Here is a 13470-nt window from a genome sequence, read left to right as displayed (position 1 = left end):
ATGAAACAGTTGCTCAAGCAGCGCGAACTCCTGCTCCTCGTCATCATTGCGCTCATGGTGGGGCTGTTTGCAAGCCGCGCGCCGGGCTTTGCCAGCGTCGGCAATCTGGCAGGCATCTTCAACGACACGTCGATTCTGATCATCATCGCGCTTGGACAGATGGCGGTGATCCTGACCAAGTCAATCGATCTGTCGGTCGCCGCCAATCTCGCCTTTACCGGCATGGCGGTGGCGATGCTGAACGCCACCTATCCGGACCTGCCGCTGGTGCTGCTGATCGTACTTGCGATTGGCATCGGCGCGGTTCTGGGTGCGATCAACGGCATTCTGGTGTGGAAGCTCAACATTCCAGCGATTGTCGTCACACTCGGCACGCTCACCATCTATCGCGGCATGGCCTTCGTGCTTTCCGGCGGCGCGTGGGTGAATGCGCATCAGATGACGGCCTCCTTCCTCAACACGCCGCGCACGCCTTTTCTCGGCCTGCCGCTCCTCGGCTGGACGGCGATCCTGATCGTTGCGCTTGTCTATGTGCTGCTGACGCGCACATTCTTCGGCCGCGCCCTTTATGCTTCCGGCGGCAATCCGACCGCCGCCGTCTATACCGGCATCGATGTTGGCCGCACGCGTTTCTTCGCCTTTGTGCTTTCGGGCGCGCTCGCCGGGCTTTGCGGCTATCTCTGGGTGTCGCGCTATGCCGTCGCCTATGTGGATGTGGCCGCCGGTTTCGAACTCGACAGCGTTGCCGCCTGCGTCATCGGCGGCATCTCGACGCTTGGCGGGATCGGCACGGTTGCCGGTGCGGTGCTGGGCGCGCTTTTCCTCGGCGTCATCAAGAACGCCCTGCCGGTGATCGACATATCGCCCTTCTGGCAGATGGCGATTTCCGGCTCGGTCATCATTCTGGCGGTGATCTTCAATGCGAGGCAGGAAAAGCGGCGCGGACGCATCATACTGCGCGATAAAGCCGCCAAGACTTACGAGGAGGTAGCGGCATGAATAACGAACAGCGCCGGCACATTCCAGACCGCCTCGGCACGCCCTTCTCGCGCATCTTTGCCAGCTGGGAAATGCTCCTCCTTGGCGTGGCGATTGCGATTTTCATCGCCAATTCCTTCGCCTCGCCCTATTTCCTCAATGCGTGGAACCTTTCTGATGCCACGTTCAACTTCACCGAAAAGGCGCTGATCGCCTTTGCGATGACGCTACTCATCATTTCGGGTGAAATCGACCTTTCGGTTGCCGCAATCATCGCGCTTGCCTCGACGGCCATGGGCGCGGCTGCGCAGGCTGGCGTCGGCACGCCGGGTCTGGTCTGCATCGGCATCGGCACAGGCCTTGTCTGCGGTGCGATCAATGGCGGGTTGGTGGCCGGGCTGAAACTGCCGTCCATCGTCGTGACCATCGGTACGATGAGCCTTTTCCGCGGCATTTCCTATATCGTGCTCGGCGATCAGGCCTTTGGCGGCTATCCGGAAAGCTTTGCCTATTTCGGCCAGGGCTATGTGTTCTGGGTGATCTCGTTTGAATTCGCGCTGTTCATTCTGTTTGCCGTGCTGTTCGGCGTTCTGCTGCACTGGACCAGTTTCGGACGCCGCGTTTATGCCATCGGCAATAATGAATTTGCGGCGCGCTTTTCCGGCATTCCGGTTGAGAAAACCAAATTCGTGCTTTTCCTGATGACAGGCGTGATGAGCGGCATTGCCGCCGTCTGCTTGACCTCTCGCCTTGGCTCCACGCGCCCCTCCATCGCACAAGGCTGGGAACTGGAAATCGTCACCATGGTCGTGCTCGGCGGCGTGTCTATCCTTGGCGGTTCGGGCACCATTGTCGGTGTGGTGATTGCGGCTTTCGTGATGGGCCTTGTGACCTTCGGGCTTGGCCTTCTCAATGTGCCGGGCATCGTCATGTCGATCTTTATCGGCCTGCTGCTCATCGTCACCATTTCGCTGCCGATCCTCATCCGCCAATTCAAGGGGAGGCGCGCGGCATGACCAGTGAACGCTATGCATTTCGCATGAAGCTCAATCCCGGCATGGAAGCGGAATATCGCCGCCGCCATGACGAAATCTGGCCCGAACTGGTCGAACTTCTGCACGAAGCGGGCGTATCGGACTATGCCATCTATCTCGATGACGAAACCAATATCCTGTTTGGCGTACTGACGCGCACGGCCACCCACGACATGGCGGCCCTGCCCAACCATCCTGTGATGAAGAAATGGTGGGCGCATATGGCCGACATCATGGCGACAAACCCCGATAACTCACCGGTTTCCATCGACCTCAACCCGGTTTTCTATATGCCATGAAACACATTGCCATTCTGGATATAGGCAAGACAAACGCCAAGGTCGTTGTGCTCGACGCCGCGAGCGGCGAAGAGATTGCCGCCAGCCGCATGCCGAACACAGTGCTTCGTGACGGCCTCTACCCGCATTACGACATTGAGGCGCTGTGGCGCTTCTTTCTGGCAAGCCTTGCGGAATTTGCGCGAGGGCCGGGCTACGATGCGATTTCAATCACCACGCACGGCGCGTCAGCGGCTCTCGTCGCGGAAGATGGCACGCTGGCGATGCCGGTCCTTGATTACGAGCTTGAATATCCGGCTGAAATCCGCGCCGCCTACACAGCCATCAAGCCGGATTTCAAGGATACGTTTTCGCCATCGCTTTCGCTCGGCCTCAATCTCGGTGCGCAGCTTCACTATCTGATGTCGGCCTTTCCTGCCGATTTTGCGTGCGCGCATTTGATATTCACCTATCCGCAATATTGGGCCTGGCGTCTGACCGGCATTGCCGCATCGGAAGTGACGTCGCTCGGCTGCCACACAGATTTGTGGCTGCCGAAGCAATCCACATTCTCGGCCCTCGTTGACCGGCTGGATATTCGCGCAAAATTTCCGCCGCTGCGCTCTGCTTTCGATGCGCTCGGCAACGTACTTCCTGAAATTGCGAAAGAAATCGGCTTGGACAAGCCGATCCCGGTTCATTGCGGCATACACGATTCCAACGCGTCGCTGCTGGCGCATCTGATGGATCGGGAAGGCCCGTTCTCGGTCGTTTCAACCGGAACATGGGTCGTCAGCTTTGCCGTTGGCGGCAATCTCGGCGGGCTGGACCCGAAACGCGACACGCTGGCCAATGTCGATGCCTATGGGCGCGCCGTCCCTTCCGCGCGTTACATGGGCGGGCGAGAGTTCGACATCATGACCGAAGGATTGTCCATCCCTCCAGCCGCCGAACTGCCTGATATTGTGGCGCGGGTGCTGGAGCGGCAGATCATGGCGCTGCCTTCAGCCGTTCCGGGCTGCGGTCCCTACCCGCATTCCGCCCTGCGCTGGATCAATGCGGAGACGGCCAGCGATGGGGAACGCTACTTTGCCGCCTGCATCTACGCCGCGCTGATGACGGAAACCTGTCTTCATCTGCTGGGTGCCGATGGCCCGGTTATCGTCGAAGGTCCGTTTGCCGGAAACGCCACCTATCTTGATGCCCTCGCGAACTTTACCGGTCGCGACGTCGAGGCCATAACGGGATCGACCGGCACCGCGCTTGGTGCCGGATTGCTCGCGGGCGCTACCGTTCCGGAAAAGCACGGCAGGATTTTCAGGCCGGGCAATGGGCCCTACGCAACCTATCGAAAGCAGTGGCTGAGGAATACAGCATAGCCGAATTGGCCTCCGGACCTGATCTTCAGTCCAACGCTTTCTGCCTTGTCTCAACGTCGATGAAGAAGGCAATCACGCCAGCCAGCGCCAGCAGTCCCGCGAACAGTGCTACCGCAACATAGAAGCTCTGGCTGATGACGAGTGCCAGCGCGGACGGTGCAAGCAAGCCGCCGAGGCGAGCCATTGCGCCAGCCGCTCCCATTCCACTTGCACGCAATCCCGTCGGGTAAAGTTCTGGCGTGAAAGCGTAGAGCGCGCCCCATGTGCCAAGCAGCGCAAAGCTCATGATGAGAATGGATGCGCCGACGACAGCCGAACTGTTGGCGACGGTAAAGAGAGCACAGGCGGCAGCGCTGATGAACAGGAAGGCGATCAGCGTCTTCTTGCGCCCCCACGCCTCTACGCCATAGGCGGCAAGCGCGTAGCCGGGCAACTGCGCCAGCGCAACCACCACCAGAAAGCCATAACCGCGGACGAAGCCGAAACCGTCGCCAGCAAGCTTGGCCGGTATCCAGGTGAAAATGCCGTAATAGGAAACCGAAACGAGAAACCAGATCGCCAGTGTCGTCAGTGTGCGCTGGCGCAGATTGGGGGACAGAAGTTTTTCATTGGTCACCATGAGGGGTGCTTCGAGGCGTGCCTTCGGCGGCAATTCCGGCTTGCCATTCCGGCGAAGCACCCGGTTCATGACCGATTTAGCTTCTTCCGGGCGTTCCGATTTCAGAAGATGCATCGGCGATTCCGGCACCCAGAGGCGCAGCCAGATGCCGATAAGAGCCGGGGCTGCCGTGACGATGAAGATATAGCGCCACGCATCCTCGACACCGGCAAGGCTCGTTGCCCAAGCCGCAAGCGCGATGATAACCGTGCCGACGGCCCAGAAGCCTTCAAGCATGACAAGCCAGCGGCCACGGTTTCTGGCGGGCAGGAATTCCGCCATCATCGCGTAATCGACCGGCAATGTTCCGCCGACTGCCACACCCGTCATGAAGCGCAGCGCGAGCAGGATGCCGAAGCTTGGCGCGAATGCCGAAAGCAAGCCGAACACTGCATCGCAGGCTACAGTGACGAGAAGCACGCGGCGGCGGCCGTATTTATCAGCCAGCCTGCCGAATGCGGCGGCGCCGATCAGCATGCCGAGGAAGAACAGCGTACCGGTCTGCAACGCTTGTGGTACTGTCAGACCGAAAGTCTTTGCAATGGCAGCGCCGGTAAAGCCGACGGCCAGAACCTGCATGGCGTCGGCGGCCCATACAAGGCCGAACACGCCGAGAAGACCGCGTTGAAATGCGCCCGTACCTGCCTGGTCGAGCGTTTGTTCGATGGTAACTTTCATGCCGCGTTATGTCCCCTGCTGCCGGCTGAAGATGTACTGCCTTTTACACCGCTGACGGTAGGGCGCTGTCAATCGCCCTTTTCGGATATCGCCCGATCTTTTGCCTGCAAATATTCCCAGAAGCTTTCCGCATGGGCCGGAAGCGCCGTATCGTGCCGATAGATGCGGATTTCGACAGTGAAATTCCAATAAGGATCGGCGGAAGCAGGCACGAGTTCGCCCCGTTGCAATTCGTCATAGATGAGGCTTTCGGGCAGCCAGGCCATGCCCCAGCCTGCAAGCGCCATGGCCTTGAGGCCTATCGACATGGTGTTCTCGTGGACGACCTGACGCTTGAATGCGGTGCCGGAGGCGAATTTCTGCGACAAGGCAGCGCCGAAGAAGGAAAAATCGCCATAGCTCAGATATGGCAAGGGTTCGCCACCGGCGATGGCGCGATCCAGGACCGGACCCATCGAAGAAGGCCGCGAGACCGGCATCAGCCGTTCCGTGCCAAGCACGATATAGGGAAACTGCGTGCGGTCGATCAGGATCGGCACCGAATTATGCGCATAGGTGAGGAAGAAATGCACCTCTCCTTCCGTCAGCGTCGCGATATTGTCCTCGAAGCCACCGCGATCCGGACTGAGCAGCGAGCGGATGCCGCCGATGTCATTCTCGATCTGCTTCAGCCAGTGCGGGAAAAAGGTGACCGTTAACGTGTGGAGGGCCGAAAATGTCAGGACGGGATTTTGAACCTCGCGGCTTGGCTGCAATGCCTTGCGCGTATTGTAGAACTGGCGAACGGTATCCTGCGCGACAGGCAGGAAGGTTCGGCCCTCGCGGGTAAGCTCCGCCGGAAATGTCGCCCGGTTAACAAGCGTGACGCCCAGCCAGAGCTCAAGCTGCTTGATGCGGCGTGAAAACGCGGATTGCGTCACATGACGGGTATCGGCCGCGCGCGAGAAGCTCGACGTTGCCGCCAGCGCTATGAAATCTTCCAGCCATTTCAGTTCCATGGGGGTGGCCTTTCTTGCAAAGGGCAGTAAGGCAGTATGGCAATAGGGCAGTATGTGAGGAACGGCCCGAACGAGACCTCACATACTGCCTTACTGCCCTACTCACCTATTGCCCTCCCCCTTATGCAATTTCTGCATAGTGATTGCAAAACATAGCATTGGCAGCTCCCAAAGTTTTTTCCTACCGTCGCGCCAGGGCTTGTTAAACGCGCATTCTGTTCCAAAACGGTTCGCTTTTCGGGATGCGCTCAATCAATCACACAGATGTCCGAGGACGTGTTTTGGCCAGGGTAATTTATTTGAACGGCGCTTTCGTCGCTGAGAACGAAGCGAAGGTGTCGGTGTTCGATCGCGGCTTTCTTTTTGGTGACGGGATCTACGAAGTCAGCGCTGTCATCGATGGCCGTCTCGTCGACAATGAACTTCATCTGGCCCGCCTGGAGCGCTCCGTCAAGGAACTCGGAATACCCCTGCCTACCTCGCTCGACGCCATTCGCGCCGCGCAGATCGAGCTCATCGTCCGCAACAAGCTGCATGAAGGCGTTGTCTATATGCAGGTGACGCGCGGCGAAGCAGAACGCGATTTCGTCTATGCCGACGACATCAAGCCGAATTTCGTCATGTTCACGCAGGCGAAGAACCTTGCCAATGCGCCATCGGTCCAGAACGGCGTGCGCGTGGACGTTGCGCCGGATACGCGCTGGGCGCGCCGCGATATCAAGACAGTCATGCTTCTGGCGCAGGTGCTGGCGAAGAAGCAGGCGAAAGCCAAGGGTTTCCACGAGGTCTGGCTGGTCGAAGACGGTTTCGTCACCGAAGGCGGCTCCTCGACGGCCTTTATCATCACCAATGACAACGTTCTGGTAACACGGCCAAACTCGCACGCGATCCTGCCGGGCTGCACGCGCCGCGCCGTTATCAAGATCGCGGAAGAACAGAACCTTCGCATCGAGGAGCGTCTGTTCACGGTCGATGAGGCGAAGGCCGCTAAGGAAGCGTTTCTCACGAGCGCATCCAGCTTTGTAACGCCGATCATCGGCATTCAGGATCATGCGGTCTCTGACGGCAAGCCCGGGCCACTCACCCGCCGCCTGCAGGAGATCTACATGGACATGGCTCGCACGGGAGCGGAGCCGGTTCTTTAAAGCCTGTTCCATTGAAGATTGGTTGGATATGTTGCCAATCGTGGAGTCTGCAAGACGGGCTCCCTTCACGAAACATTGAGGGCTCTGTCAGCGGTGATGACCCTGCCCTCCTAACAGAACAGTGACCATGACAGGCAAGGCACGCGACTACGGCATCATTTGCGGCATCATGCAGCCGGGCGAACAAAACGCCATCACCGATGTACCGGGCGTGCGCGTCGGGCACCACACCTTGCGCAATGGCGATATCAACACCGGCGTGACGGCGATCATCCCGCAAGAGGGAAATATGTATCGCCGCAAGGTGCTGGCCGCCTGCGATGTCATCAACGGGTTCGGCAAAAGCACCGGTCTCGTGCAGGTGGAGGAACTGGGCACGCTGGAAACGCCGATCCTGCTTACCAACACATTTGGCGTCGGAACCTGCGCCAATGCGCTGATCCGCGAGGCGATTGCGGGCAATCCCGATATCGGGCGCACCACGGCAACCGTCAATCCGGTGGTTCTCGAATGCAATGACGGCCCGCTCAACGATATTCAGGCGATGGCGGTTACGGAAGCCGATGCGCAGGAAGCCTTGAAGATTGCCCGGCACGATGTGGCCGAAGGCAATGTGGGCGCCGGAACCGGCATGAGCTGTTTCGGCTTCAAGGGCGGCATCGGCACATCCTCGCGGCGGTTTGAACTGGGCGGCAAGGTGCATCATCTCGGCGTTCTGGCGCTGACCAATTTCGGTCGCGCAGGTGATCTGGTTCTTCCTGATGGACGCAGGCCCTCGCCCAAGACGGAAGCGCAGCCGGAAAAGGGGTCGGTCATTCTTGTGCTTGCGACCGATGTTCCGTTGGAACATCGGCAATTGAAGCGCGTGACGCGCCGCTGCGGGGCGGGACTGGCGCGTCTCGGCGCCTTCTGGGGCCATGGAAGCGGCGATATCACCATCGGCTTTTCGACGGCGGTGACATTCGATCATGACGAAGCGCGCGATGTGGTCGAGATTGCCGTGCTCAATGAAAACCGCATCGATACGCTCTTCCGGGCAGCAGCCGAAGCCACGCAGGAAGCCGTTCTCAACTCCATGTGCATGGCCGAACCCATGCGCGGACGTGCTGCAAGCCGCCGCTCGCTTGCCGACTGGCTGGAAAACGACAGAGGCTAGACCTTGGCGGAAGCTGACGGCTTCCACGCACAATCCTGATATTTCCTGTGCATTGCCGCAATTGACTTCGATCATCCGCTGATGGTCGAAGGCGAAGGATGGCATTATGCCACCCAAACGCGACTCGACGTGGCCCAAGGTATACTCCCACGAGCTTGGGGTGCCTGCGTGCTGCCGTTTCAAGTATAAGGGCGCCTCGTTTTCGGCGGTTGAAATACCGTTTGATGACGTCGCCGGAATTTCAGGACCAATTTTTTGACGACATCGCTTGTTCGCCTGACTGTATTGGGAAGTATCCTGCCATTGCTGGCGGCGTGCGTCACTGTAGGTCCCGATTACCAGAAGCCCAATGTGGTGACGCCTGCCGGTTGGAACAGCAGGGCTGACAGCCGCACCCCGCAACTGGGCGACTGGTGGAAGAACCTGAAAGACCCGGTTCTGGATCAGCTCATAGCGGATGGAATTGCGGGCAGCCCGGACGTGGCGACTGCGAAGGCGAAAGTGCGGCAGGCCCGCGCCAACTACACCTCGGCTGGTGGTGCGCTTTATCCGAAGATCGATGGCGACGGTAGCTACAAGCGATCTGATACCCCGGCGACATTCGCCACCAATCAGTCGAGCACGGGCTTTAACACCACGTGGGAACTTGATCTTTTCGGCGGCAACAAGCGCGGCGTGGAGGCGGCCTATTACAATGTTGAATCCGCGAATGAACAATTGCGGGCAGCGCTCGTCACGCTGATCGGCGATATCGCCACCAATTATGCTCGGTTGCGCGGTGCGCAGGCCGATATTGCCATTGCGCAGCGCAATGCGGCCTCCCAGCGTCAGACCGTGGCGCTGACGCGCAGCCAGCTAGAGGCTGGAAACATATCACAGGTCGACCTGTTGAGCGCGGAGACGCAGGCCGTATCCACGGAAGCGCAGATTCCGGCACTGCGGATCAGCTACGCCCAATATCTCAATCAGCTATCCGTATTGACGGGCCGGTCTTCGTCCGCGCTGGCGAGTGTTCTCGACCGGCCAAGGTCGATACCGACAATACCGCGCAAGGTTACTGCCGGTTTGCCTGCCGATCTGCTGCTCAGCCGGCCGGATGTCCGCGCGGCAGAACGGGACTATGCGAGTTCGACCGCCAGTGTCGGTCAGAAACAGGCCCTGCTCTATCCAGGTGTTTCGCTCGCCGGCAACATCAATATGGGCGGCTCCAATTTCGGCGATCTTGGAAAGCTGTCGACGATCAGCTGGAGCTTTGGTCCGAGCCTCAGTGTTCCGATCTTTCACGGCGGTCAGTTGAATGCAGATGTCGAGGCAGCGAGAGCAGCGCGTGACCAGTCGTTTGTCGCCTATCGCAAGTCCATCCTCACGGCGCTTAGCGAAGTTGAAAATGCCAGCGTCTCTTTGAACCAGAACCGGCTACGCGCAGCGCAATTGCAGAAAATCGTCAGCAATAGCCGCAAGATCAATGAACTGACGCTGGAGCAATACAGGGCCGGCACAAAGAGTTTCGTGGATGTGCTGACGGCGCAACGCGATCTTCTCAGCGCGGAAACCAATCTCAGTCAGGCGCGGACCGATCTCGTCCTGAATTATGTTGCCCTGCAAAAAGCGCTGGGCGGCGGCTGGAACGGTATGATCGACGTTGCAAAACCCGAAGTCGTCGATGGCTATACAGGTCCCCGCATCGCCAAAACGGCGCCGCTTCCTCCGCTGGCAACAGATAAGAGGCCTCTATGAAAACCAAGTCGAAACGCCGTTTTCGCTGGCGCCTCTGGCTGGCGGTCCTCATCGCGGTGCTGATCGCGGGCTATTTCGTCGTGCGTGCCTTGACGAAAGAGGAGCCCTTGCCTGCCACAACCGCGGTCAAACGCGGCGACATTGAAAGCTCGGTTCTTGCCACCGGCACGCTGCGGCCCAAAAACCTGGTTGCAATCGGCGCTCAGGCAACCGGCCGTATTCTGTCCTTGAGGGTGAAACCCGGTCAGCAGATAAAGGCCGGTGAGGTTGTCGCCCTGATCGACTCGACCAACCAGCAGAACGAACTGAACAAGGCCCAGGCGTCGCTTCGCCAGAACGAAGCCACCCGCGCCCAGAATCTTGCCGATCTGGAACTGGCCCGCCAGGATCTGGCCCGAAACCAGATGATGATCGGCAAGAATGCCGTCGCGCGGGCGGATTACGACAAGGCGGTCAGCACCGTGAAGGTGAAGGAAGCGCAGGTCGCCAACAGCGAAGCCGCAATTGCTGCGGCAAAGGTCGATGTGCAGATCGCCGAGACCAATCTCGCCTATACCCGCATTACAGCGCCTGTCGACGGGACGATCCTTGCCACGGTCGTTCAGGAAGGCCAGACGGTCAATGCGCAGCAGAGCGCGCCGACAATCGCCATTCTCGGCCAACTCGACGCGATGACGGTCGAAGCGGACATTTCGGAAGCGGACGTTACGCAAGTTCGCGAAGGGATGCCGCTTTACTTCACCATATCGGGACAAAATTCCAAGCGTTATGACGCAAAGCTTGAAAAGATCGAGCCAGCCCCGGATTCCATCGTCAGCGACAAGAGCTTCACGACGACGGCTGTAAGTTCCTCCTCCAACGCGGCAACTGCTTCGGCGATTTATTACAAGGGCATTTTCACCGTTCCCAATTCGGATGGACTGCTCAGGACCTATATGACGACCGAGGTTCATATTCTGCTTGCAAGCGCGAAGAATGCTTTGATCGCGCCCGTGACGGCGCTCAAAGATACGAGCGAACCCGGCAAAGCCACGGTACGGGTGTTGACTGGCGCCGGCAAGGTCGAGGAACGGACGGTCGAAACCGGCATTACCGACAAGGTGAATACCGAGATCCGTTCGGGCCTGAAGGAAGGGGACAAGGTTGTGACCGACAATCAGGTCGTCGCCCCTGCCCCGGCCGGTGTCTGACATGGCTGATGTGCCGCTGCTCTCGCTCAACGGTGTTTCCCGGCATTATCCGTCGGGTGACGACTTCACGACGGTTCTGAACCATGTGAACCTGACCATCGAGCGCGGCGAGATGGTGGCGATTATCGGCGCATCCGGTTCCGGCAAATCCACGCTGATGAATATTCTCGGTTGCCTGGACCGGCCCTCGGAGGGCGAATATCTGATCTCTGGCCGCTCCACATCGGAACTTGAAGCCGATGAGCTGGCGCAACTGCGGCGGGAGCATTTTGGTTTCATCTTCCAGCGTTATCATCTTTTGGGCGAGCTGGACGCGGTGGGCAATGTCGAGATTCCGGCGATCTATGCGGGTCAGAAAAGAGAAGAACGGCGTCTGAAGGCCCAGATGATCCTGCAGCGGCTCGGCATGGGTGAGCGCACGCATCATCGCCCAAGCCAGCTGTCCGGCGGACAGCAGCAGCGCGTTTCCATTGCCCGCGCCCTCATAAACGATGCGGACGTTATCCTGGCCGACGAGCCAACCGGCGCGCTTGACAGCCATAGCGGCGAAGAAGTTCTCGGCATTCTTCAGGAACTCAACCGTGAAGGGCGAACCATCGTCATTGTCACGCATGACCGGCAGGTCGCTGCCCGTGCGCAGCGCATCATCGAAATTCGTGACGGTGAAATCATCTCGGATACGAGAAGCGGCGAGACGGAGCGGCCAGCGACGTCCGTGCCGGTCGATCAGGCTCCTGCCCGACCGAGACTGCTTGCCGGAATCCGCGACCGCTTCAGCGAGGCATTCGCGATGGCGCTCCGGTCAATGAACGCGCATCGGCTCCGCACTTTTCTGACGATGCTTGGCATCATCATCGGCACAGCATCGGTTGTTTGCGTGGTGGCGCTAGGACAAGGGTCGCAGAAACAGATACTCGATCAGATCAGCGACCTTGGCACCAATACGCTCTATATCAGTCCCGGCAAGGGATTTGGGGATCTGAAAGCCGCGCTTATCACCACGCTCAATCTGGCGGATGCCGCCGAAATAGCAAAACTGCCCTATGTCTTGGCGGCAACACCATCCAGTTCCACCAACTCGACGATCCGCGTCGGGGATAAGGAAGTCAGCGTTTCCGTGAGCGGCGTCGGCGCGGAATATTTCATCACGCGCAACAGCAAGCTGCTGGAAGGCCGGTTTTTCGATCAGCGCAATGTCGATGATCTGGCGCAGGTGGCGGTCGTCGATGAAACAGCCCGAAAGACGCTCTTTCCTCACGAAGCGGGGTCGGTCGTCGGCAAGACCATCCTTCTGAGCAAGGTGCCGGTACGGATCGTCGGCGTGGTCAAGGCCGAGGAACGCGGCATGGGCAGCGCCCAGCGGCTCGAAGTATACGTGCCTTACACCACCGTGCAGACACGCATGACCGGCTCCCGCTCCCTGGAGATGATCCTTGTGCGCGTCGCCGACACCATGGACCCGTCGGAAGCGGAAAAGCTGATAACGGCATTCCTGACCAAACGGCATGGCGAAAAGGATTTCTCGATCTTCAATACCGACAGCCTGCAAAAGACGATTCAGGCTACCACTGCGACGCTGGCCCTTCTCGTTTCCAGCATCGCCGGCATATCGCTATTCGTTGGCGGTATCGGTGTCATGAACATCATGCTGGTCGCCGTGTCGGAAAGAATCAACGAGATCGGCGTTCGCATGGCGATCGGCGCACGCCAGAGCGATATATTGCAACAATTCCTGATCGAGGCGATTCTGGTCTGCCTGATAGGCGGCGTTCTCGGTGTCCTCATCGCTGCCGGATTCGGCCTGCTGTTCGCGCAGTTCAACTCGATGTTCCGCCTCATCTATTCGCCGGCATCCATCGTGATTGCGCTTGTCTGTTCCAGTCTGATCGGCATCGGCTTCGGCTTTATTCCGGCCCGCAACGCCTCCAGGCTCGACCCCGTCGTGGCGCTGGCACGGGACTGACGGGTGAGTCTGCCGGCTTGAACCGGCATTCACCTTCCGGACTGCTCGGAATGGCAAAATTAACAGGCTTCAACAACTACCTGTAATTGTTTTAGTTCTTATAAAACAATATAAGAAAGTGCTTTACAGGTCTGTTCTTATTTAATTTTACGCTGCAACCGATGGTGATATGCGTCGCGATCTGTCTGCGACCGGCGCGATTTGGCTGCAAGAATTTTCTGTCTTTTGGGGTGTTTCAGAAGGGGGTTGTTAACCTTCATTTTTTATTACTTGGGC

11 protein-coding genes are annotated in these 13470 nt (G+C 58.9%); 9 read left to right on the top strand and 2 right to left on the bottom strand.

The genetic code is table 11. The features are described 5' to 3' along the window. From J9800_RS01580 to J9800_RS01565, 4 genes are read left to right on the top strand one after another with little or no spacing between them, the layout of a single operon-like run. The gene (locus J9800_RS01580) at positions 1-999 is read left to right on the top strand and encodes an ABC transporter permease (RefSeq protein WP_112589179.1); all 999 of its coding nucleotides are present in this window, start codon (positions 1-3) and stop codon (positions 997-999) included. After that, positions 996-1994 carry an ABC transporter permease gene (locus J9800_RS01575; protein ID WP_114214965.1) on the top strand — a complete coding sequence of 333 codons (999 nt, stop codon included), beginning with the start codon at positions 996-998 and terminating at the stop codon, positions 1992-1994. Before J9800_RS01580 ends, J9800_RS01575 begins: the two co-directional genes overlap by 4 nt. Beyond that, positions 1991-2311, top strand: a complete 321-nt coding sequence (gene rhaM / locus J9800_RS01570; protein ID WP_210845389.1) for an L-rhamnose mutarotase — start codon at positions 1991-1993, stop codon at positions 2309-2311. The genes J9800_RS01575 and rhaM overlap by 4 nt, the downstream gene beginning before the upstream one ends. Further along, positions 2308-3669, top strand: coding sequence for an FGGY-family carbohydrate kinase (locus J9800_RS01565; protein WP_114214967.1), 1362 nt, complete (start codon positions 2308-2310; stop codon positions 3667-3669). The genes rhaM and J9800_RS01565 overlap by 4 nt, the downstream gene beginning before the upstream one ends. 25 nt (positions 3670-3694) lie before the next feature. Here J9800_RS01565 and J9800_RS01560 read toward each other — a convergent pair whose 3' ends face one another. Next, positions 3695-5005, bottom strand: a complete 1311-nt coding sequence (locus J9800_RS01560; protein ID WP_114214968.1) for an MFS transporter — start codon at positions 5003-5005, stop codon at positions 3695-3697. Between the two features lie 68 nt (positions 5006-5073). Beyond that, positions 5074-6003, bottom strand: a complete 930-nt coding sequence (locus tag J9800_RS01555) for a LysR family transcriptional regulator (protein ID WP_114214969.1) — start codon at positions 6001-6003, stop codon at positions 5074-5076. Positions 6004-6284: 281 nt separating this feature from the next. Here J9800_RS01555 and J9800_RS01550 point away from each other — a divergent pair, with 281 nt between their 5' ends. The 5 genes from J9800_RS01550 (at position 6285) to J9800_RS01530 (ending at position 13194) form a co-directional block, all read left to right on the top strand. Continuing rightward, a complete protein-coding gene (locus J9800_RS01550; protein ID WP_114214970.1) occupies positions 6285-7148 on the top strand; it encodes a D-amino-acid transaminase in 864 nt (287 codons plus the stop codon). Positions 7149-7275: 127 nt separating this feature from the next. Further along, positions 7276-8304, top strand: a complete 1029-nt coding sequence (locus J9800_RS01545) for a DmpA family aminopeptidase (protein ID WP_114214971.1) — start codon at positions 7276-7278, stop codon at positions 8302-8304. 255 nt (positions 8305-8559) lie between these two features. Next, positions 8560-10041: an efflux transporter outer membrane subunit gene (locus tag J9800_RS01540; protein ID WP_114214972.1), complete on the top strand. Its 1482-nt coding sequence runs from the start codon at positions 8560-8562 to the stop codon at positions 10039-10041. Then, on the top strand, positions 10038-11231 hold the full coding sequence (locus tag J9800_RS01535) for an efflux RND transporter periplasmic adaptor subunit (protein ID WP_114214973.1): 1194 nt from the start codon (positions 10038-10040) through the stop codon (positions 11229-11231). The genes J9800_RS01540 and J9800_RS01535 overlap by 4 nt, the downstream gene beginning before the upstream one ends. Before the next feature lies 1 nt (position 11232). Beyond that, positions 11233-13194 carry a MacB family efflux pump subunit gene (locus J9800_RS01530; RefSeq protein WP_114214974.1) on the top strand — a complete coding sequence of 654 codons (1962 nt, stop codon included), beginning with the start codon at positions 11233-11235 and terminating at the stop codon, positions 13192-13194. The last annotated feature ends 276 nt before the right edge of the window (positions 13195-13470 follow it).

The sequence above is a fragment of the Ochrobactrum sp. AP1BH01-1 genome (assembly GCF_018066705.1).
Classification (GTDB): Bacteria; Pseudomonadota; Alphaproteobacteria; order Rhizobiales; family Rhizobiaceae; genus Brucella.
The sequence above is the reverse complement of the archived record's forward strand: the minus strand, read 5'-3'. Positions and strand labels throughout refer to the sequence as shown.

Bases quoted from the DNA above. Each gene is read 5' to 3' on its own strand.
- J9800_RS01580 (WP_112589179.1), top strand. From the start codon at position 1: ATGAAACAGTTGCTCAAGCAGCGCGAACTCCTGCTCCTCGTCATCATT.
- J9800_RS01575 (WP_114214965.1), top strand. From the start codon at position 996: ATGAATAACGAACAGCGCCGGCACATTCCAGACCGCCTCGGCACGCCC.
- rhaM (WP_210845389.1), top strand. From the start codon at position 1,991: ATGACCAGTGAACGCTATGCATTTCGCATGAAGCTCAATCCCGGCATG.
- J9800_RS01565 (WP_114214967.1), top strand. From the start codon at position 2,308: ATGAAACACATTGCCATTCTGGATATAGGCAAGACAAACGCCAAGGTC.
- J9800_RS01560 (WP_114214968.1), bottom strand. From the start codon at position 5,005: ATGAAAGTTACCATCGAACAAACGCTCGACCAGGCAGGTACGGGCGCA.
- J9800_RS01555 (WP_114214969.1), bottom strand. From the start codon at position 6,003: ATGGAACTGAAATGGCTGGAAGATTTCATAGCGCTGGCGGCAACGTCG.
- J9800_RS01545 (WP_114214971.1), top strand. From the start codon at position 7,276: ATGACAGGCAAGGCACGCGACTACGGCATCATTTGCGGCATCATGCAG.
- J9800_RS01535 (WP_114214973.1), top strand. From the start codon at position 10,038: ATGAAAACCAAGTCGAAACGCCGTTTTCGCTGGCGCCTCTGGCTGGCG.
- J9800_RS01530 (WP_114214974.1), top strand. From the start codon at position 11,233: ATGGCTGATGTGCCGCTGCTCTCGCTCAACGGTGTTTCCCGGCATTAT.